At 67.4% G+C, this 18,765-nt stretch carries 21 protein-coding genes; all 21 read left to right on the forward strand.

What is annotated here, in order from left to right; all coding sequences use genetic code 11:
- Positions 1 to 3: 3 nt before the first annotated feature.
- Positions 4 to 174 (forward strand): hypothetical protein, encoded by a 171-nt coding sequence (locus tag CVV76_RS25035; RefSeq protein WP_158243221.1) that lies wholly within the window; start codon positions 4 to 6, stop codon positions 172 to 174.
- On the forward strand, positions 171 to 1,601 hold the full coding sequence (locus CVV76_RS22380) for a terminase large subunit domain-containing protein (protein WP_102226910.1): 1,431 nt from the start codon (positions 171 to 173) through the stop codon (positions 1,599 to 1,601). Before CVV76_RS25035 ends, CVV76_RS22380 begins: the two co-directional genes overlap by 4 nt.
- On the forward strand, positions 1,601 to 3,268 hold the full coding sequence (locus CVV76_RS22385; RefSeq protein WP_102226911.1) for a DUF935 domain-containing protein: 1,668 nt from the start codon (positions 1,601 to 1,603) through the stop codon (positions 3,266 to 3,268). Before CVV76_RS22380 ends, CVV76_RS22385 begins: the two co-directional genes overlap by 1 nt.
- Complete coding sequence (locus CVV76_RS22390; protein ID WP_102226912.1) at positions 3,261 to 4,403, forward strand: phage head morphogenesis protein; 1,143 nt, start codon at positions 3,261 to 3,263, stop codon at positions 4,401 to 4,403. The genes CVV76_RS22385 and CVV76_RS22390 overlap by 8 nt, the downstream gene beginning before the upstream one ends.
- Positions 4,404 to 4,527: 124 nt before the next feature.
- Positions 4,528 to 5,055 carry a phage virion morphogenesis protein gene (locus CVV76_RS22395; protein ID WP_102226913.1) on the forward strand — a complete coding sequence of 176 codons (528 nt, stop codon included), beginning with the start codon at positions 4,528 to 4,530 and terminating at the stop codon, positions 5,053 to 5,055.
- Positions 5,056 to 5,361: 306 nt separating this feature from the next.
- Positions 5,362 to 7,497 carry an ATP-binding protein gene (locus CVV76_RS22400; protein ID WP_102226914.1) on the forward strand — a complete coding sequence of 712 codons (2,136 nt, stop codon included), beginning with the start codon at positions 5,362 to 5,364 and terminating at the stop codon, positions 7,495 to 7,497.
- A 114-nt stretch (positions 7,498 to 7,611) separates the two neighbouring features.
- Positions 7,612 to 8,700, forward strand: a complete 1,089-nt coding sequence (locus tag CVV76_RS22405) for a phage protease (protein ID WP_102226915.1) — start codon at positions 7,612 to 7,614, stop codon at positions 8,698 to 8,700.
- Positions 8,700 to 9,131 (forward strand): hypothetical protein, encoded by a 432-nt coding sequence (locus CVV76_RS22410; protein ID WP_102226916.1) that lies wholly within the window; start codon positions 8,700 to 8,702, stop codon positions 9,129 to 9,131. Before CVV76_RS22405 ends, CVV76_RS22410 begins: the two co-directional genes overlap by 1 nt.
- Before the next feature lie 14 nt (positions 9,132 to 9,145).
- Positions 9,146 to 10,039: a Mu-like prophage major head subunit gpT family protein gene (locus CVV76_RS22415; protein WP_102226917.1), complete on the forward strand. Its 894-nt coding sequence runs from the start codon at positions 9,146 to 9,148 to the stop codon at positions 10,037 to 10,039.
- Positions 10,040 to 10,105: 66 nt separating this feature from the next.
- Positions 10,106 to 10,597, forward strand: a complete 492-nt coding sequence (locus CVV76_RS22420) for a hypothetical protein (RefSeq protein WP_102226918.1) — start codon at positions 10,106 to 10,108, stop codon at positions 10,595 to 10,597.
- Positions 10,598 to 10,722: 125 nt separating this feature from the next.
- Positions 10,723 to 11,154 (forward strand): gp436 family protein, encoded by a 432-nt coding sequence (locus CVV76_RS22425; RefSeq protein WP_102226919.1) that lies wholly within the window; start codon positions 10,723 to 10,725, stop codon positions 11,152 to 11,154.
- A complete protein-coding gene (locus CVV76_RS22430; protein ID WP_102226920.1) occupies positions 11,154 to 11,585 on the forward strand; it encodes a phage tail terminator protein in 432 nt (143 codons plus the stop codon). Before CVV76_RS22425 ends, CVV76_RS22430 begins: the two co-directional genes overlap by 1 nt.
- Entirely contained in the window at positions 11,582 to 11,740 is a 159-nt protein-coding gene (locus tag CVV76_RS25040; RefSeq protein ID WP_158243222.1) for a hypothetical protein, read from the forward strand. Before CVV76_RS22430 ends, CVV76_RS25040 begins: the two co-directional genes overlap by 4 nt.
- Complete coding sequence (locus tag CVV76_RS22435; RefSeq protein ID WP_102226921.1) at positions 11,741 to 12,685, forward strand: phage tail tube protein; 945 nt, start codon at positions 11,741 to 11,743, stop codon at positions 12,683 to 12,685.
- A 19-nt stretch (positions 12,686 to 12,704) separates the two neighbouring features.
- Positions 12,705 to 13,034, forward strand: coding sequence for a hypothetical protein (locus tag CVV76_RS22440; protein WP_102226922.1), 330 nt, complete (start codon positions 12,705 to 12,707; stop codon positions 13,032 to 13,034).
- Between the two features lie 116 nt (positions 13,035 to 13,150).
- Entirely contained in the window at positions 13,151 to 13,393 is a 243-nt protein-coding gene (locus CVV76_RS22445; RefSeq protein WP_269844498.1) for a DUF1799 domain-containing protein, read from the forward strand.
- Entirely contained in the window at positions 13,390 to 16,107 is a 2,718-nt protein-coding gene (locus CVV76_RS22450; RefSeq protein ID WP_102226924.1) for a phage tail length tape measure family protein, read from the forward strand. The genes CVV76_RS22445 and CVV76_RS22450 overlap by 4 nt, the downstream gene beginning before the upstream one ends.
- Positions 16,104 to 16,526, forward strand: coding sequence for a hypothetical protein (locus CVV76_RS22455; RefSeq protein ID WP_102226925.1), 423 nt, complete (start codon positions 16,104 to 16,106; stop codon positions 16,524 to 16,526). The genes CVV76_RS22450 and CVV76_RS22455 overlap by 4 nt, the downstream gene beginning before the upstream one ends.
- The gene (locus tag CVV76_RS22460; RefSeq protein WP_102226926.1) at positions 16,523 to 17,050 is read left to right on the forward strand and encodes a hypothetical protein; all 528 of its coding nucleotides are present in this window, start codon (positions 16,523 to 16,525) and stop codon (positions 17,048 to 17,050) included. Before CVV76_RS22455 ends, CVV76_RS22460 begins: the two co-directional genes overlap by 4 nt.
- On the forward strand, positions 17,047 to 17,466 hold the full coding sequence (locus tag CVV76_RS22465; protein WP_102226927.1) for a C40 family peptidase: 420 nt from the start codon (positions 17,047 to 17,049) through the stop codon (positions 17,464 to 17,466). Before CVV76_RS22460 ends, CVV76_RS22465 begins: the two co-directional genes overlap by 4 nt.
- The coding region (gene gpJ, locus CVV76_RS22470; RefSeq protein WP_456297916.1) for a TipJ family phage tail tip protein at positions 17,463 to 18,765 on the forward strand (1,303 nt) is incomplete at its 3' end. The genes CVV76_RS22465 and gpJ, both read left to right, overlap by 4 nt.

Below are 18,765 nucleotides of genomic sequence, written 5' to 3' on the forward strand. Positions count from 1 at the left end.
GGCATGCTCGTGCTGGTCGCGGGGCTGCATTTCAGGTCCGCGCGTCTCCGCACGCGGGCGGCGGCCTGGCTGTTCGGCCGCCATCAGCCGTTCGAGCATATCGGCTATCGCGGCCGGATCGCCTGGTGGCGTGATCGCCCCTATCTCCTGACCTTCAGGGAAGTCACGCCATGACTGCCTCAGCTGCGGCCAGTCCGGTCGTCGATTTCCTCCCCTATCAGCGTGCCTGGATCTCCGATGACAGCCGCTTCAAGATCGGCATGTTCGCACGTCAGACCGGCAAGACCTTCTCGACCTGCGGTGAATGCGTCGATGATTGCTTCCGTGCCTGGGCCGACGGACGGCGCGCGCGCTGGGTGATCCTCAGCCGCGGCGAGCGGCAGGCGGCCGAGGCGATGACCGAGGTGATCAAGCCGTTCACCAAGGCCTTTTACGAGGTCTACAACACCCTGGTGAAGGGTGGCGAGCCGCGGTTTGAGGAGAGCGAATTCCGCGCCCCGCAGGACAGTGGGCCCGACGCCATCTACAGGGCGATGGAGACGATCTTCCCCAACGGTTCGCGCATCACGGCGCTCCCGGCGAACCCCGACACCGCACGCGGCTTCTCGGCCAATGTGATCCTCGACGAATTCGCCTTCCATGCGAAGAGCCGTGAGATCTGGGCCGCACTTTTCCCGGTGATCTCAAAGGGCGGCCAGAAGCTGCGTGTCATCTCGACGCCGAACGGCAAGGGCAACAAGTTCTATGAACTGATGACGGCCGAGGGCTCGGTCTGGTCGCGCCACGTCACCGACATTTACGAGGCGGTCCGCCAAGGCCTTGATCGGGACATCGACATGCTGCGCGCCGGCATGGCCGACGAGGATGCCTGGGCGCAGGAATACGAGCTCAAGTGGCTCGACGAGGCCTCGGCCTGGCTCGACTATGACCTGATCTCCTCGGTCGAGAGCGAGACGGCGGGCAAGCCGGATGGCTACCGCGGCGGGACCTGTTTCGTCGGTGTCGACATCGCCGCGCGCAACGACCTCTTCGTCATCTGGGTAATGGAGCTGGTCGGCGACGTACTCTGGACCCGTGAGATCATCGCGAAGCGTCGCATCACCTTTGCCGAGCAGGAGGAACTGCTCGCCGAGGTCTTCCGCCGCTATCGCGTCGTCCGCTGCGCGATCGACCAGACCGGCATGGGCGAGAAGCCCGTCGAGGACGCGCAGCGCCGTCACGGTACCGATCGCGTGGAAGGCGTCCTCTTCTCTGGGGCCGTGAAACTCGACCTCGCGACGGTGTTGAAGGAGCGGTTCCAGGATCGCCGGATCCGCATCCCCGCCGGCGACCCGGCGTTGCGTGCCGATCTGCATGCGATCCGCAGCCAGGTTGGCGTGACCGGCCAGCGCCGGCTGATCGCCGATGGTGATACCGATGGCCACGCCGACCGGTTCTGGGCCGGTGCCCTGGCCGCCGGCGCGGCGCAGCTCGACTACCAGCCCTACGAATACCGGGCCACCGGCCGCCCCGCTGAGGCGCTCGGGACGGCCGAGGACGATGATGACCAGCGCGATTGGTGGCGCCCGCCGATGGGCGGCGGCCTGAGAGGAGGCCTCTGATGGCAAAGACCCCGACCCTGCTCGATCAATGGGGACGCCCCGTGCGCAAGGCGGTGCTGACCGAAGAAATCTCCGGACCGACGCTGGCCGGCGTGCGCTCTCCGATTGCCGGCACGCCGGCGGATGGGCTGACGCCGGTCCGCCTCGCATCGATCCTGCGCGAAGCCGATCACGGCGAAGCGGTGCGCTATCTCGAACTGGCCGAGGTGATCGAGGAGCGTGACCCCCATTATCTCGGCGTGCTGGGCACCCGGCGTCGATCGGTCTCGCAGATCGACGTGACGGTCGAGGCGGCAAGCGATGCGGCGCGTGATGTCGAAATAGCGGACATGGTGCGCGACTGGCTCGAACGCGATGAGCTTCAGGAGGAGCTCTTCGACATCCTCGACAGTATCGGCAAGGGCTACAGCTTCACCGAGATCATCTGGGACACGTCCGAAGGCCAGTGGCAGCCACAGCGTCTGGAATGGCGCGACCCACGGTGGTTCCGCTGGGAGCAGCGGGATCTCACGACGCCGCTCTATCTCGCCGACGATGGCACGCGGCAGCCGCTGGAGCCGTTCAAATACATCTTCGCACGGATGAAGGCGAAGTCCGGGATCCCCGCGCGCTCCGGTCTGGCGCGGGTCGCGGCCTGGGGCTGGATGTTCAAAGCCTTCACCCAGCGCGACTGGGCGATCTTCACCCAGACCTATGGCCAGCCACTCAGGGTGGGCAAATATGGCGCCGGCTCCAGCAAGGAAGATCGGGATACCCTCTTCCGCGCCGTTGCCAATATCGCGGGCGATTGTGCGGCGATCATTTCCCAGAGCATGGAGATCGAGTTCGTAGAGTCGAAGAACGTCGGACCGGGCTCGGATCTCTACGAGAAGCGGAGCGATTGGCTCGATCGTCAGATCTCGAAGGCTGTGCTTGGCCAAACGGCCACAACGGACGCGATCGCCGGCGGGCATGCCGTTGGCCAGGAACACCGGCAGGTGCAGGAGGACATCGAGCGCGCCGATGCCAAGGCGCTGAGTGCGATCCTGAACCGCGACTTGATCCGGCCCTGGGTCGATCTCGAGTATGGTCCCCAGGAGCGCTATCCGCGCCTGGTCATCGCCCGGCCAGAAGTGGAAGACATCGGCACGTTGGCCGATGCGCTTGCCAAACTCGTGCCGCTCGGGCTGAAGGTCCAGGCGAGCGAGGTCCGCGACCGTGCGGGCTTCTCGGATCCGGAGGAGAATTCGGAGGTGCTGGGGGCGACGACACCCCAAAATCCGCCCCCAAATGCCCCGAACACCCCGCCGGAGCCGGGTCAGGTCGACCCCTCGCAACAGGATCGTCCGGTTAAACACTTTTCCGGCGAAATTAAACGGGGTCTCGGTCTTCCGGGTGTCACGGCCGCCCCGCAGGCAGAAGGGCCCTCAGCGGGCAAAAAATCGGGGGGCTCGCCTCAGGACCTTCTGACCGACCGGATGGAGATCGAGGCCGGCCCCGAGATCGCCGCCATGATCGACCAGGTGGAAGCCATGCTTTCGGCGGCCAGTTCCCTTGATGAGTTCCGCTCGATGCTGCTCGAGGCCTTCCCATCGATCGACAGCTCCGGCCTCGCCCGCGTCATGGCCGCGGGCATGATGGCGGCCGAGGCCGCGGGCCGCACGGCGCTGGAGGCCGACAGTGGCTGATCCGATCCTCGGCATCCTGGGCAAGCCCTTCGCCGAGCAGGTCGCGGCCTTTCGCCTTCGCCTCGGCAACCTCGTCCCGACCGCCCGTTGGGATGATATCCAGACCTCGGCACATGATACCGGCTACATGGTGGCGGGTGCTGCCAAGGCCGACCTCCTGGCGGATCTCGCCGGGGCGACCGACAAGGCCATCTCGGCCGGCACCTCGCTCGAGGAGTTCCGTCGCGACTTCCGCCAGATCGTGGAGCGGCATGGGTGGCACGGCTGGACCGGAGAAGACACCGCTGCGGGCCGCGCCTGGCGGACGCGGGTGATCTACCGCACCAACATGTCGACCACCTATGCCGCCGGACGCCATGCTCAGCTCACCGAGGGCGGCTTCCCGCTCTGGGTCTACCGGCACGGCGCATCGCGTGAACCCCGGATCCTGCACCTTTCCTGGAACGGGCTGGTGCTGGCGCCGGATCATGCGTTCTGGAAAGCGCATTATCCGCCCTCGGACTGGGGATGCAGCTGCTACGTCATCGGCGCGCGCTCGAAAGCGGGCGCCCGGCGCGTCGGCGGCGATCCGGACAAGCCCCTGCCGGACAACTGGGACCGGATCGACCCGAAGACAGGCACGCCGGTCGGTATCGGCAAGGGTTGGGACTATGCGCCGGGCGCCAGCGTCACACGGCTGATCCCCGCGATGCGCGACAAGCTCGAGCAGCTGCCTGACCGCCCCTCGATCGACCTGATCCAGAGCTGGCTCACCTCCAACGGCTTCAGAAGCTGGCTTGCCACGCCGCAAGGCGCCTTCCCGATCGCCCGGGCTCCGGCCGAGGTCGTGGCCCGGCTCAGCTCCGACCGGGCGGTGGTGGAGCTCACGGCCCAGGCGGCGCGGTCGGCAACCTCGGCGATCGCCGACCTGAGCGGCGCGCAGCTGACCGCGGTGCAGTCGCTCATTGCCAACCCCGCGCGTGTCGTCGCGGACGGCGCTGCAGAGATCTATGTCGGCGCGGCCGGTCCAGATGGCACGGCTCTCGCCATTCGGGTGGTGCGGGCGGCCGAGGGGCTGGAGGTGACCCGGGTCGTCAAGATGAGCCGCCCGAACGAGACGGATGACCAGACGATCATCGCCATGATGGAGGGCTGAGCCATGCCCCGAAGGAAGAGGCGCATAAGGCCCGGAATGATGGCCGATTACTGGAAGTATGATCGCTTTCGTTACCCCGCGCCCTGGCGACGGCGGCTCTTCGGCCTCAGGTAAGGAGCGACACATGGTGGTGACCGTCGAGTTGAACGACGCCGATCTCATCAAGGCATTGGAGCGAGCTGCGCGGGCCGTCACCGACATGACGCCGCTGATGCAGGAGATCGGCGAGATGCTGGTCGAGTCTACGAAGGCGCGGTTTCCGGAGGGGGTGAGCCCCGAGGGAACGCCCTGGGCGCCGAAGTCGCAGTCCACGATCGACACCTACCGGCGGCGCGAGGCGAAGGGCAAGAATGCCAGCCTCGACTTCCGGCCGCTCTTCGGCCCGAGCCGAATGCTGTCTTCGCAGATCCATTACGAGGCAGGTCCGAACCAGGTCGAGTGGGGCTCGAACCGGATCTACGCCGCGGTGATGCAGCTCGGGGCCGCGAAAGGTGCGTTCGGGTCTGATGCGAAGGGGCATCCCATGCCCTGGGGCGACATCCCGGCGCGAGAGTTCCTCGGACTGTCGGACACGGATCGAACGAACATTGGCGCGGCAGTAAATGAGTGGCTACAACTGAGGGCAACCGCAGGTTCCCCGGATAATGAGTGACCTCTCGCCCACAATGTGCGCCACGCATCCTTCAGGTTGTAGACTAAAAGGTGAGCGGCTACTAACACATATGTGACCAACCCAGTCGCAAGCGATTCGGTCGACGAGTGCTCAAGGCGCTCCACTCAGTTGCCGGTCTGAAAGCGCGACCAGCGCCCCCCACATCTCCCTCAGGACGTAAGAAAGCCATTGAGAAAACGTATCGTCCTCGCCACCTGCGCAATCTCTGTCTGCTTCGCCCTCGGACTTTCCTACTTCTATTACCAACAAGGGACCCAAGCCGCGCTCGCTGGGGAGGTTGCTAGCATGCGCGAGACCGCGCGCCTGCTCGCGCTGAACTATCAAAGCAAGGAAGAACGGATTGCTGAGGATCTGGCGATGCTGTCGGCATCCTCCGCGCTCCACTCCTTTACGAATGACCATGCCGTGCCTGAACAGGCCGACTCTCCGGCATCCTCGGCCCGCGCGAAGATGCCGACGGAAGACTTCTTCGTGTCGCTCCTGAAATCCCGGCCGTCCTACCTTCAGCTGAGTCTCATAAGTGTCGCCAACGGCGGCCGTGAGATGCTTCGGGTTGTTCGCAAAGGCGATGAAGTCACCACTGTCGACGCAAGCGACCTGCAAACCAGCGACGTGGCGCAGACACTGCCGGAGGTTTTCCATCACGACTGGAATGACATGCATCCCCGCCACCCGGAATTGGGCCACATGCTGTTTCTGGATGCGGCCCGCAACCCGGGCCCTGGAACGGGAGAGGCGCGTTCCGGTAATGTGCTCGCCGTTGCCTATCCCATCCCCAGGAATTCCCATATGCCGCTCGGCTACATCGTCCTGATGGTGGATGTGGGCAAGCTGACGGCGCCCATGTTCAACAGGATCGAAGATGGGAATTCGGCTTTGCTGTCCACTTCAAGTGGCCTGTTTTCCTACGGTGCCGACTGCAACGCCTGCGCCCTGAAGGCGTCCGGGATATCGCCGAAGCTGCTGGCGCTGTTGGACACGGCCAGACATTCGTCCAACGTGGAGGGGGCCGTCTTCGGTCACGACCGGGTTTCCTACTATCTGCGGACGCCCGCTCTGCCCGAGGCATCGCACACGGGCAGCCTGCTGATCTTTCAGGAGCCCCGATCCAATATCCTCGACAAGGTCGATGAGATCGCACTCCGCAGCCTGCTGCCGATCGGGATCTCACTCCTCGTCATCGGGACCTTCACCGCCTGGCTGACGCGTCGTCTGCTCCGTCCGCTGAAGGTTCTGGAAACCGAGGTCAGCAAAGCGCGTACGAAAGATGCCGTGCCAAAGCTACCGATCGCCTCGCTGGACGAGATCGGCAGCGTGGCGCGGGCCTTCCAGGGGCTGATCGACGACTATGCCCAATCCGAAACCCGGCTTGCGACATTGATCGACAACCTTGGAGAGGGCGTCATCACGATCGACGGGAGGGGCCTCATCAAGACCTACAACCCCGCCAGCGAGCGCATCTTTCAGTGGCGCGAACAGGAGATCCTCGGCAAAAATATCGAGATCTTGATGCCAAAGGAAAGTACCTCGTCGCTTCGCGGATTTCTCATCCAATTCGCCAGAAACGAGCACCCGAGCACGCCGCTGAATTTGCCGGACGTGATCGCTCTACGAAAGAATGGCACGACCTTTCACGCAGAGCTGACGGTTACCGACATCAGGCTGGACGGAGAGCTTACCCTGATCGGGATCTTCCGCGACATCACCGACCGCCGCGCCGCAGACAAGGCGAAGTCCGAGTTCATCGCCACGATCAGCCATGAGCTGCGCACCCCACTGACCTCGATCCATGGCGCCCTTGGACTGATGAGGATGGAAAACGTCGTATCAGATCCTGTGAAGGTGCGGCGCATGGCCGAGGTGGCCCTGATCAACAGCGAGCGGCTGATCAAGCTGATCAACGATATTCTCGACATCGAGAAGCTCGAGCGGGCCGAGTTCCCGCTCACGCTCGCGTCCAAACGTCTTCGCCCTGCGATCGCCAGTGCCGTGGCGTCCTTCGAAGGATATGGGACGGAGACCGATGTCTCGCTCGACTTCGACCAGGAAAGCGACGATGCCATTGTCGAAATAGATGTAGACCGCATCACGCAGGTCATCGGCAACCTCCTGTCAAATGCGGCCAAGTTCTCGGATCCCGGTGGCCGGGTTCAGGTGAGCATTCGGCGATGCCCAGAGGTGGGGACAGTGCGTGTATCCGTCCAGGACGAAGGCTGTGGCATTGGCGAAGAGGCCCAGGCGACGATTTTCGAGAAGTTCACCCAGGCAGACAGCTCGGATCGGCGCAAGTTTCCCGGAACGGGGTTAGGACTGAATATCGCCCGGACGATTGTGGAACGGCATGGTGGGACCATCGGCATGGAGTCGACGGTGGGCGTCGGGACGACCTTCTACTTCGATCTGCCGGTCAAGCCGGATTGAGATCTGAAAGAGGAGGGCGTAACAATGAACCCGTCTTCCAGTCGCCTCCTGGTACGTCCCCACCGCAAACCGTTGTGGATGTATCGGCGCTGACCGATTGGCGATTGTCGCTCCATGACAACGCCCAAGCTGCCCCTCAATATCGCCCTCGCCGCCGCGGTCGAACTCCCCGGCGGTGCTGACGCGCCGGAATGGATCCACCTGGTTCCGACGGCGCAGGGCGAGGTGAACACCTTCGACACTCGCGGCCCCTACCGCGTGGAGGATGCCGCCGCGATCGTCGCCGCCAGCATGGCCGACCCGCGCGGCCTGCCGATCGACGAGAACCACTCCCTCTACATCGCCGCCCCCCAGGGCCAGTCCGCCCCGGCGCGTGGCTGGATCACCGGGATGGAGGTCCGCCCGGACGGCATCTGGGGCCGCGTCGAATGGACCGCGGCGGGCCGCGAACTGGTCGCGTCGCGGGCCTATCGGGCGATCTCGCCCGTCATCCGGCACGACAAGGCGGGCCGGATCCACAGCCTGACCTGCGCCAGCCTCGTGAACCGCCCGAACTTCCAGGGGCTCACCGCACTCAACCAGGAGATCACGATGACCTTCCAGACCACCCTGGCCGAGAAACTCGGCCTGGCGGCGGATGCGAGCGAGGAGGACATCCTCGCAGCCTTGCCCGCCACCGGCACGGACACCGCCCTCACCTCGCTGCAGTCGGCGATGGGCGAGATCGGCGTCGCGCTCGGCGTCGAGGCCGGCGCCAAGCCCGAGGCCATTCTTGCCGCCGCCAAGGCCAGCAAGCCCAAGGGGGCGGGCGACATTACCGCGCTGCAGTCGGAGCTGACCGCGCTCCAGGCCGAGAACGTCGAACTCGCGAAACGGGTGAACGTGCTGACCGAGGGCTCCGCCCGGGCCGCCGCCGTCAGCTTCGTCGACGGCGAGATCCGCAAGGGCCGCGTCGGGCTGAAGCCGCGCCGCGATACCTACATCGCGATGCACATGGAGGATGCCGCGAAGACCGAGGAGCTGGTCACCGGCCTGCCGATCCTCGGCGCCTCAGGCGCGCTCACCGCCCCGCCCGCCGCGGGCAAGGACGGCGAGATCTCTCTCAACGCCGAGCAGGTTACCGCCGCGAAGATGCTCGGCCTCGACCCCAAGCAATATGCCGCCACGCTCAAGGATGAGCGCGCCGGCCAGGAGGGCTTCTGATGGCCGCGCTCACGAAGGACCGCAACACGCCCCGGCTGACGGGCGATCTCCGCTCCGGCGCGCTCGCCGCCACGACGCTGATCTATGCCGGCGCGCTCGTGATGCGCGACGCCTCGGGCAATCTCGTCCAGGGCAAGACCGCCACGGGCCTCGTGGGCGTCGGTCGGGCGGAAGAGCGGGCCGACAACTCCGCGGGGGCCGCGGGCGACGTCGACCTGACCTACCGCCCCGGCATCTTCCGCTTCGACAACTCGACGTCGACGGATGCCATCACCGCGACCGAGATCGGCACGGTCTGCTACGCGGTCGACGATCAGACCGTCGCCAAGACCGACGGCAGCGCGGCCCGCTCCCCCGCCGGCCTCGTCGAGGACGTGGACGCCCAGGGCGTCTGGGTCCGTCTCGACGAAGCCCTCACCAACGCCGCCTGACAGGAGACCAGCTGATGCTCGTCAATGCCGCCAACCTCGACACGCTGCGCGTCGGCTTCAAGACCTCGTTCCAGAACGGGCTGGGTCAGGCCTCGTCGCAATACCAGCGCGTGGCGACCGTCGTCACCGCGACCACCAAGGAGCAGAAATACGGCTGGCTCGGGAAGATCCCGAACGTCCGCGAATGGATCGGGGCCCGTGCCGTGCAGAACCTCGAACAGCACGACTACTCGATCAAGGAGAAGCCCTGGGAGCTGACTCTGGGCGTCGACCGCGACGACATCGAGACCGACAACCTCGGGATCTACGGGCCGCTGTTCCAGGAGATGGGCCGGTCGACCGGGTCGAAGTTCGAGATGCTGGTGTTCGAGCTCCTGAAGTCCGGCTTCGCCTCCGACTGCTACGACGGCCAGTCCTACTTCGACACCGATCACCCGGTGCTGGACGAGGACGGCAAGACGATCACGGTGGCGAACACCGATGGCGGCGCGGGCACGCCCTGGTTCCTGCTCGACGTGAACCGGGCGCTGAAGCCGATCATCCTGCAGAAGCGCAAGGACTTCGAGTTCGTCTCGAAGACGAAGCTCGATGACGACCACGTCTTCATGAACAAGGAGTTCCTCTACGGCGCCGACGCCCGGGCCAACGTGGGCTTCGGCTTCTGGCAGTTCGCCTGGGGCTCGAAGCAGACGCTGGATGCCACGCACTACGCGGCGGCGCGCGCGGCGCTCTCTGGCATGAAGGGCGACTACGGCCGCCCGCTCGGCATCATGCCGAACCTGCTGATCGTGCCGCCGGCGCTCGAGAGCGCTGGCCGGAAGATCCTGAACTCCGAGCTGGGCGCGAACGGCGAGACCAACGAGTGGAAGGGCACGGCCGAGCTGCTGGTCGTTCCCTGGCTGGCCTGACGGTCGGGTGATGCAGAGGGGGCGGTGCGCCGCCCCCTTCCATGACCCGATCGAGGAGACAGACCCATGCCGGAGAAGTCGGAAGACCGCCTGAAGCTTGAAGCCCGCGCCACCGAGCTGGGCGTGGCCTTCGCCCCCACCATCGGCGACGAGAAGCTCGCCGAACGGATCGCGGCGGCCGAGGCGGCCAAGAATACCCCGGAGAGCCCGAAGACCTCCGGAGCCGCGCAAGCGGCTGCGGACGAGGGCGCAGCGAAGGGGGCGGGGCAGACCGGCTCCGCCCCCACCGAACCCGCCGGCGGCGCGCAGACATCCCCTGCGGATGGCCAGCCGGTGGCAGGCGATGCGGCGGGGCCGGCAGCCCCCGCCGCCGCCGACCTTTCCGCCACGGGCGCGACCGTCATCGTCAAGGGCCCGCGCAAGGGGCGCTGGCGCTGCGGGCGTCACTTCGGCGCCACGGCGGTGACGATCCCGGCTGAGGAGCTGGACGAGGACGATCTGGCTGCGATCGAGGCCGATCCGGCGCTGACCATGACGGTGGTCGACGCGCCCTACTGATCCCGCGGCCGTCCTCCTCCCTGGCCGCGAAACGCTCCGGACGCGGGGCCTCCCCGGCGGCCGGCGATCGCCGTCGGGACCTTCGACGACCATCGGCACGGCGCAATGCCACCTGAGGACCCGCAATGACCTATGCCACGCAACAGGACCTGATCGACCGCTTCGGCACCCGGATGCTGGTGGCGCTGACCGACCGCGGCGAGACCGCGACCGGCGCGATCGACACCGACGTGGTGGCCCGGGCGCTCTCGGATACGGATGCGGTGATCGATGGCTACCTCGCCGGCCGCTACACCCTGCCGCTCTCCGTAACCTCGCCGGTGATCGAGGACATCGCGATGTCGATCGCGATCTGGAAGCTTCACCTGTCCGCTCCCGATGACAAGGTGAAGGCCGATTACGACCAGGCGCTACGCAGCCTGCGCGAGATCTCGGTCGGCACCGTCCGCATCCCGGGCGCCGCGGGGCTGGAGCCCGCCGGCACAGATGGATCCTCCGCCCGGTCGACCGATCGCGAGCGACCGATGACGGCCGACAACCTCAAGGGCTTCATCTGATGCTCGAGGCGGTCATCTCCCGCATCGAGGCGTCGGTGCCGCAGCTTGCCGGCCGCACTCAGGGCGCGGTGCAGTTCGCCGAGCTGATGCGCACCGGCAACCTGCCCCAGGTGACGCCGGCGGCACATGTCCTGCCGCTTGGCTTCACGGGCGGCCAGCCCGATGCCATGGCCGGTGCCTTCGTCCAGCCCTTCGACCGCGCGATTGCCGTGATGCTCACGCTGCGGTCCTACGATGCCAGCGGCGAGAAGGCGCTCGATCCGCTGGAGGCGCTGATCACCGCGATCGTCACCGCAATCGCCGGCTGGCAGCCGCCGGGCGCTCCGGGCGTCTATCGCCTGTCCCGCGCCGCGCTCGTCTCGATGACGGCGGGCACCCTTGTCTACCAGATCGACTTCGCGATCGCCGACCAGCTGAGGATCTTCCCATGAGCAAGCCCCTGTCCCTGCCCAGCTCGGGCGGCAGCTACCAGCGCGGCGCCGACGGCGCCCTCATCCCCGCCACCGGCAAGGACGGCAAGACGTCCAAAACCGCCCAGGCCAAATCCGACACCGCCGCCAAGGCGTCCACGAAGAAGGAGGCTTGAATGCCCTTTGACGCCCCCCTTTACTGGAACACGAAGATCATCCTCGCCAAGATCGAGGCGAGCTACGGGGTCGATGCGACACCGACCGGGGCCGACAACGCGCTCCTGGTGAAGAACGTCAGCCTCTCGCCGATGGAGGGTGCGGACGTCAGCCGCGACCTTGAGAAGCCCTGGCTTGGCGCCGACGAGACGATCCCGAACGAGCTGCATGTCAAGTTCACCTTCGACGTCGAGCTGGCGCCCTCGGGCACCGCCGGCATCGCACCCGCCTGGGGGCCGCTCCTGCGCGGCTGCGGCGTGGCCGAGACGATCACCGCCGACACTTCGGTGGTCTACAACCCGGTGGGGCCCGCGCACGAGTCGCTGACCTTCTACGTCTGGATCGCCAATACCCAGCACAAGATCGTCGGCACCCGCGGCGACGCGACGATCAAGGCCGATGCCCAGGGCATCCCGGTCATCTCCTATGCCTTCCAGGGCCTCTTCGTCACCCCGGCCGAGGCGGCCCGGGTCGTGCCCGATCTCTCCGCCTGGCAGAAGCCGCTGATCGCCACGACGGCGAACACGCCGACCTTCACGATCGACGGGACCGACTTCATCCTCCGCTCGTTCTCGCTGAAGCTCGGCAACCAGATCGAGAACCGCTTCCTGATCAATTCGGAATCGGTGCTGATCACCGACCGCTCCGACGCGATCGAGTCGCAGATCCAGGCGGTGCCGCTGACGACGCTGAACCCCTACGCGCTGGCCGCGGCTCAGACGAAGCAGGCGCTGCAGCTCGTCCATGGCAAGACCGCCGGCGCGATCGCCACGCTCGATGTGCCCTCGGCGCAGATCCAGCGGCCGGCCGGCCTCGAGAACCAGCAGAACATCGCCGAGTGGAAGCTCGGCCATGTGCCGCTGCCGGTCGCCGGCAACGACCAGTGGACGCTGACCCTCACCTGATCCCCGAAAGGACCCCTCCATGTTCAAGCTCGCGAAAGAGCCCCAGTTCACCCATGACGTGCCGGTGCAGGTGCCGGTCGACGGCGGACACGAGGCGCAGACGCTCAAGGCCCGGTTCAGGGTGATCGCCGACGACGCGGCGGAGGAGTTCGATGTCAGCACGACGGACGGGCTGAAGGACTTCCTGCGCGCCGCGGTCGTGCGGATCGACGACATCGTGGACGAGGCGAACGACCCCGTCGTCTGGTCGGCCGATCTCTTCGAAGAGCTGCTGAACCTCGCCTACGTCCGGATCGGTCTCTGGAATGGCTACATCAAGGGGCTGGTGGGCGCGCGCCTGGGAAACTGAAGGCGGCCGGGCGGGCCTGGGCAGAGGGCACGCTCGGCCGGCCCGCGGCTGACCGGGACGATGCGGCGGCCGACGCCCGGCGCTGGGGCATCGATCCGGCCGAGGCCGGCACGGCGATCGATGAGGACGCGCTCTGGCCCGAGCACCTGGATGCGCTGCACGCCTTCCTCGCCATCGCCAGCCAGTGGCGCTTCGCAGCCGCCGGCATGGGCAGCGTGATGGCCATCGGGCTCGACTACCAGGGGGCGCAGGCCGGGCTCGCGCTCGCCGGGATCGAGGTGGCGCCGGAGACCTGGGCGCAGGTCCAGGTGATCGAAGGCGGGGCACGTGAGGCGATGAACAAGAGGCGGCAGAGATGACCTTCGTCTATTCGATGGTGCTGAAGGGCGACGCGAGCGACGCGAAGGCCGCGCTGCAGGAGACCGGACGGGCCGCGAAGGCGACCTCGGCCGAGGTCACGAAGGTCGGCACCGCCGGGCGCGAGGCGAGCACCGGCGTCACGGCGACCGGCACCGCCGCGGCCCAGACGGCGGCCAACCTGCGGACGATGGAGAGTGCGGCCAACGAGGCGGGCACGATGCTCGACCGGGCGAAGGCCGAGTTCGACGCGCTGCGCCTGTCGCTCGATTCGGGCTTTGCGGGGGCGACCCGCTATGCCGAGGTGCAGCGCCAGGTGGCGCAGGCGGTGCAGGCGGGGGCTGCCAGCCAGACCGCGGCGAACGTGGTGCTGGAGCAGGCCCGGTCGCGCTATCTCGGCGTGGCGACGGCGGCCGAGCAGGCGGCGGCGAAGCAGATGGCCTTTGCGCGGCAGATCAGCGACCTGAAGGCGCTGCGCATTGGCCTCGACGATGTCTATGCGGCCTCGATGCAATACGAGCAGGCGCTGCAGATGGTGAATGCCGGCGTGGCCTCCGGCGCGATCACCCAGACCGAGGCGAACCGGCTGCTCTCGCTGGCCGAACAGCGCTATCTCGCCGTCGCTGCGGCCGAGACGCAGATGGGCACCGCCGCCACCGCCGCCGCGTCGAAGGTGCAGGCGCTGAACACCTCGAACCGCGGGGCCGCCGCGCAGATGGCGAACCTCGGTGCCCAGTTCAACGACATCGGCATCATGATGATGGCGGGGCAGAACCCGCTGCAGCTCGCCGTCCAGCAGGGCACGCAAATCACCCAGGTCATCGGACCGATGGGCGCGGCGGGCGCGGCCAAGGCGCTGGGCGCCGCCTTCCTGTCGCTCATTTCACCGGTCAACCTGGTGACCATCGGCGCGATCGCCGCCGCGGCCGCCTTTACCAACTGGCTGATGAGCTCGGGCGAGGAGGCGAAGACGTTGGGCGACCAGCTCGACGATCTCTCGCATTCGGTCGATGCCGTGCAGGCGGCGACACGCGATGCGCTCACGCCGATGTACCAGCTCGAGGCGGAGTTCGGGCGCAACGCGAAGGCGGCGCGGGATGCCTATGACGCGCTTCTCGCCATCAAGCAGATGAACTTCGCCGATGAGATGGTGAAGGCCCAGGAAGCGCTGGGGAAGACGTTTTCGGGCATAATGGCAAACCTGAAGACATACGAGCAGGCGACAGCCAATGCTGCGAAGGCAACGCAGGATCTGAAGGGTCATTTTCTGGAAACCGCGGTGATCGCCCGTGGTCAGGTTCAGGACGCCTTCAACGGTACAATCGAACAGACCAGGACGATCCGCACCGCGCTCGATGCACTCGGCAATGCGCAGGGACCACAGCAGATCACCGAAGCCGCCAAGAACCTTCTCCATGCCATCCAGGCCACCGCCGATTCGAGCGGCAGAATTCCGGAGCAATTGCGTCCGGCTGCCGAGGCTGCCGCGCGCCTCGAACTCTCCGCGGCGTCCATGGCCGGCAGTCTCGGCCGCTCGGCCGATGAGGCGCGGGCGCTGGTCCAGGTCGACATCGCGGGCAACCTCGAATCTGCCGCCGACGCCTCCTGGCGCATGGCACAGGAGCTCGGCCACGCGCTCAGCTTCGCCCAGGGCCTTGCCGGTGTGCAGCTCCCGGGCGTCAGCGGCCAGCCGGGCGGCACCGGCGGCCTGACCTTCAAGCGCTCGCCCTGGACGCTCGGCACGCCCGCCAACGAGGCACAGGCCCCGGCCACGACCGCCGACGGCTGGTCCCTCGGCGCCACCGTGCCCGGATCCGAGCCCACGAAGACCACCCGCCGAGGAGGCCTGACCGACACCGAGCGCCAGCAGAAGGCGGTGACCGAGCTGATCACGGCCGAGCAGACCCGGCTCGCCGTCCTGCGCGAGACCGACCCGGTGGAGCAGGAGATGCTGCAGAACAGCCGCCAGCTCACCGGTGCGACCGACGCGCAGCGCCAGGCGGTGCGGACCCTGATCACCGAGCGGATCGCCTCGCAGAAGCAGCTTGAGGCTGAGACCCAGCAATGGGACTTCTTCGGCCAGGTCGGCCTCGACGCCTTCGACGGGCTGATCGCCCAGGGGCAGTCGCTCGACGACGTGATGTCGAACCTCGCGAACTCGATCCTGGAGGCCGCGCTGAAGGCCGAGCTCCTGGGCACCGGCCCGCTTGCCTCGCTCCTGGGCACCAGCCCCGAGACCAGCGTCATGAGCGGGATCCTCGGCGCCTTCGGGATCCAGGCCCATGCGTCAGGCGGCCCGATCGTCACCCCCGGCCGCGGCTACGTCACCGGCCCCGGCAGCGGCACTTCGGACGACGTGCTGATGTGGGGCTCGGCCGGCGAGTTCATGATGAACGCCCGGGCCACCGCCCAATACCGCCCGATGCTGGAGGCGATGAACGCGGGCGTTCCCGCCTTCGCCGAGGGCGGCATGATCGGCGGCGGCAGCTCGGGCGGCGCGGGCGGTTTCGTGGTCAATGCGCAGCCGATCATCAACATCGAGAACTACAGCTCCGCCCAGGTCCGCCAGGAGGAAGGCACGGACAGCGCCGGACGGCGCACGACCACGCTCATTCTCAGCGACGCCGTTGGCCAGGGCATGAACGCCCGGGGCGGGCTGGCCCGCAAGACCCTGCACAAGACCTATGGCCTCTCGCCGGTGAAGGCCAAGCGATGACCGTGCCCTCCTGGCCCTCCGAGCTCCCGAAGCCCACCCGCAGCGACTGGCAGGGGCAATATGACGATCCGCGCCTGAAGCGGGCGCGCGACACCGGACCGCCGGGCTACCGCCGGCGCTGGTCCTCGGTCGCCCGCCAGGTCAGCCTCGCCATCATCATCCCGCGCGCCCTCAAGCAGGTCTTCGACACCTTCTTCGCGGAGACCACGGCCTTCGGCTCCCTGCCTTTCTGGATGCCGGATCCGACCACCGACGGCTGGGCGCTGCTCTCGGCCGACGGCACGCCGATCCTGAACGGCGCCGGCGCCCCGCTTCTCCTCTCCGCCCGATGGCTCTGCCTCTTCGGCGACCAGCTCCCGGTCGAGACCGTGAAGGGGCCGGAGTTCAAGATCGCCTTTTCCGTCTCGGTGATGCCATGAGCCGTCTCGTCTCCCTGACCACCCGCAAAGCCAACGACGCCGCCAGCACGGCCGAGACCGAGATCGCGCTCTTCGTCTTCGAGCACGCCGCGCTCGAGGCGCCGATCCGGCTCTCCACCGACCCGACCGAGCGGCTCTCGGACAGCCCGCTGATGTACGGCACCCGCTCGACCTGGCAGGGCGCCGATCCGGCGACCGACCCCTATCTCTTCGTCCTTGCCTCGGCCGAGGTGCCGGGCGATCTGGAGGACGGGCCGGGCCCCGCGACGATCGTGCTCGAGAACGTCGACAACGACATCATCGCCGTCCTGCGCTCGATCACCGACCGCGCGACCGTGCACATGGCCGTGGTGCTGGCGAGCTCCCCCGATCTCGTGGAGCTGGAGTTCCTCGGGCTGAAGCTGATTTCGGCCGATTACGACGCGGCGCAGATCACCCTCTCGATCTCGCGCCAGCCGATCGAGGACGAGGCGGTGCCCTCCGCCCGCTTCACCAAGGACCGCTTTCCGGGGCTCTTCAAATGACCTGGGCGGCCCGTCATATCGGCCTGCCCTATGCCGACCTCGGCCGGGACGCCTGCGGCTACGACTGCTGGGGACTGGTGCGGCGCGTCTACGGTATGGATCTCGGGATCCTGCTGCCCTCCTATGCCGGCGCCTACACCAGCGCCGAGGAATCGGCCGAGGTCGAGGCGCTGATCGACGCCGGGCGCGCGGCTGGCCCCTGGAGCCCCGTCGCCGACCCACGGCCCTACGACGTGCTCCTGTTCCGCCGTGGCCGGTTCCGCGCCCATGTCGGCCTCTTCGTCGATGCCCGGCACATGCTCCACATGGCCGAGGTCCAATCCGTGATCGAGGATCGGGCCGCCCCCGCCTGGGCGCACCGCCTGATCGGCATTTACCGCCACGTTGAAGCCCCCGTTGAAGGGAGCGTTCAATGACCAATTCCATCCGCCTCACCGCCGCCCCGATCCTCGACCCCGGCCTCGCCCGAACCGAACTGACCCTGCCCGCGGGGATGACCCTCGCGCAGATGGTCGAGCGGGCCTATCCGGGCCTGCCGGAAGCCGAGCGGGCCTACCTGCGGGTCACCCTGGTCACGCCGCTCGGCCAGGCGGCGATCGAGCCGCGCTTCTGGCACCGCACCCGGCCGCGCCCGGGCGTGCGCGTGGTGATCCGCATGCTGCCCGGCAAGAACGCGGTCCGCTCGGTCCTGACCATCGTCGTCACCGTTGCCGCGATCGCGCTGGGGCAGTATTACGCCGCCGCCTGGGGCCTCAGCACCTTCGGCGCGGGCCTGCTCACGGCCGGGCTGACCGTGGTCGGCTCGATCCTCGTCAACGCCCTCATCCCGATCAAGCCGACCTCGGTCACCGGCGCCGACAGCACCAAGGCGCAGGACGTCTACACGATCTCGGGCTTCCGGAACTCGTCGCGGCCCGGCGATCCGGTCCCGCTCGTCCTCGGCCGCCATCGCTACGCGCCGCCCTTCGCCGCCGGGTCCTATTCCGAGATCGTCGGCGACAAGCTCTACGTCCGCGCGCTCTTCTGCGCGGGCTACGGCCCGAACACGATCTATGACGTCCGGATCGGCGACACCCCCGTCTCGGACTTCGACAACGTCGACATCGAGACCCGCGAAGGCTGGCCCACCGATGCCCCGATCACGCTCTACCCGCGCCAGGTGATCGAGGAGCAGACCGGCGTCGATCTGATCCGGCCGCTGCCCCGCGACGATGCCGGCAACATCGTCGATGGCGGCGGCACCGAGACCCCGGTCACCCGCTTCACCGCGGGCGATGCCACCGAGGCCTCGATCATCCTCGCCTTCCCCAACGGCCTCTTCGCCGTCGACAGCGAGAGCGGCGCGGTCGGCGCGCTCTCGGTCGGCGTCCGCATTCGCCAGCGGCTGGAAGGCGCGGGCGACTGGTCCGAGGTGGCGACCCTCGACATCTCCTCCTCGAAGCGCGAGGCGATCTACCGCCAGCACAGCTGGACCCTGCCGACGCGCGGCCGCTACGAGATCGAGGTCACGCGCATGACCGACGAGCGCCGCGACACCAACACCTCCGACCGGTGCAACTTCGTCGCCATCCAGTCGATCCGTCCCGAGGCGCCGATCAACAGCGACCTGCCGCTCACGCTGATCGCCATGCGGGTGAAGGCGACCTACCAGCTCAACGGTCCGCTCGACAACGTCAACGCGGTCTTCCAGCGCTACGGCAAGGTCCGGGACGGCG

It is taken from the genome of Acidimangrovimonas sediminis, assembly GCF_002871005.1.
GTDB lineage: Bacteria > Pseudomonadota > Alphaproteobacteria > Rhodobacterales > Rhodobacteraceae > Acidimangrovimonas > Acidimangrovimonas sediminis.

What these genes read in the sequence shown, in the direction of transcription:
- CVV76_RS25035 (WP_158243221.1), top strand. Translation starts at nt 4, where the DNA reads ATGCTCGTGCTGGTCGCGGGGCTGCATTTCAGGTCCGCGCGTCTCCGC.
- CVV76_RS22380 (WP_102226910.1), top strand. Translation starts at nt 171, where the DNA reads ATGACTGCCTCAGCTGCGGCCAGTCCGGTCGTCGATTTCCTCCCCTAT.
- CVV76_RS22385 (WP_102226911.1), top strand. Translation starts at nt 1,601, where the DNA reads ATGGCAAAGACCCCGACCCTGCTCGATCAATGGGGACGCCCCGTGCGC.
- CVV76_RS22395 (WP_102226913.1), top strand. Translation starts at nt 4,528, where the DNA reads ATGGTGGTGACCGTCGAGTTGAACGACGCCGATCTCATCAAGGCATTG.
- CVV76_RS22400 (WP_102226914.1), top strand. Translation starts at nt 5,362, where the DNA reads ATGCGCGAGACCGCGCGCCTGCTCGCGCTGAACTATCAAAGCAAGGAA.
- CVV76_RS22405 (WP_102226915.1), top strand. Translation starts at nt 7,612, where the DNA reads ATGACAACGCCCAAGCTGCCCCTCAATATCGCCCTCGCCGCCGCGGTC.
- CVV76_RS22410 (WP_102226916.1), top strand. Translation starts at nt 8,700, where the DNA reads ATGGCCGCGCTCACGAAGGACCGCAACACGCCCCGGCTGACGGGCGAT.
- CVV76_RS22415 (WP_102226917.1), top strand. Translation starts at nt 9,146, where the DNA reads ATGCTCGTCAATGCCGCCAACCTCGACACGCTGCGCGTCGGCTTCAAG.
- CVV76_RS22420 (WP_102226918.1), top strand. Translation starts at nt 10,106, where the DNA reads ATGCCGGAGAAGTCGGAAGACCGCCTGAAGCTTGAAGCCCGCGCCACC.
- CVV76_RS22425 (WP_102226919.1), top strand. Translation starts at nt 10,723, where the DNA reads ATGACCTATGCCACGCAACAGGACCTGATCGACCGCTTCGGCACCCGG.
- CVV76_RS22430 (WP_102226920.1), top strand. Translation starts at nt 11,154, where the DNA reads ATGCTCGAGGCGGTCATCTCCCGCATCGAGGCGTCGGTGCCGCAGCTT.
- CVV76_RS25040 (WP_158243222.1), top strand. Translation starts at nt 11,582, where the DNA reads ATGAGCAAGCCCCTGTCCCTGCCCAGCTCGGGCGGCAGCTACCAGCGC.
- CVV76_RS22435 (WP_102226921.1), top strand. Translation starts at nt 11,741, where the DNA reads ATGCCCTTTGACGCCCCCCTTTACTGGAACACGAAGATCATCCTCGCC.
- CVV76_RS22440 (WP_102226922.1), top strand. Translation starts at nt 12,705, where the DNA reads ATGTTCAAGCTCGCGAAAGAGCCCCAGTTCACCCATGACGTGCCGGTG.
- CVV76_RS22450 (WP_102226924.1), top strand. Translation starts at nt 13,390, where the DNA reads ATGACCTTCGTCTATTCGATGGTGCTGAAGGGCGACGCGAGCGACGCG.
- CVV76_RS22455 (WP_102226925.1), top strand. Translation starts at nt 16,104, where the DNA reads ATGACCGTGCCCTCCTGGCCCTCCGAGCTCCCGAAGCCCACCCGCAGC.
- CVV76_RS22460 (WP_102226926.1), top strand. Translation starts at nt 16,523, where the DNA reads ATGAGCCGTCTCGTCTCCCTGACCACCCGCAAAGCCAACGACGCCGCC.
- CVV76_RS22465 (WP_102226927.1), top strand. Translation starts at nt 17,047, where the DNA reads ATGACCTGGGCGGCCCGTCATATCGGCCTGCCCTATGCCGACCTCGGC.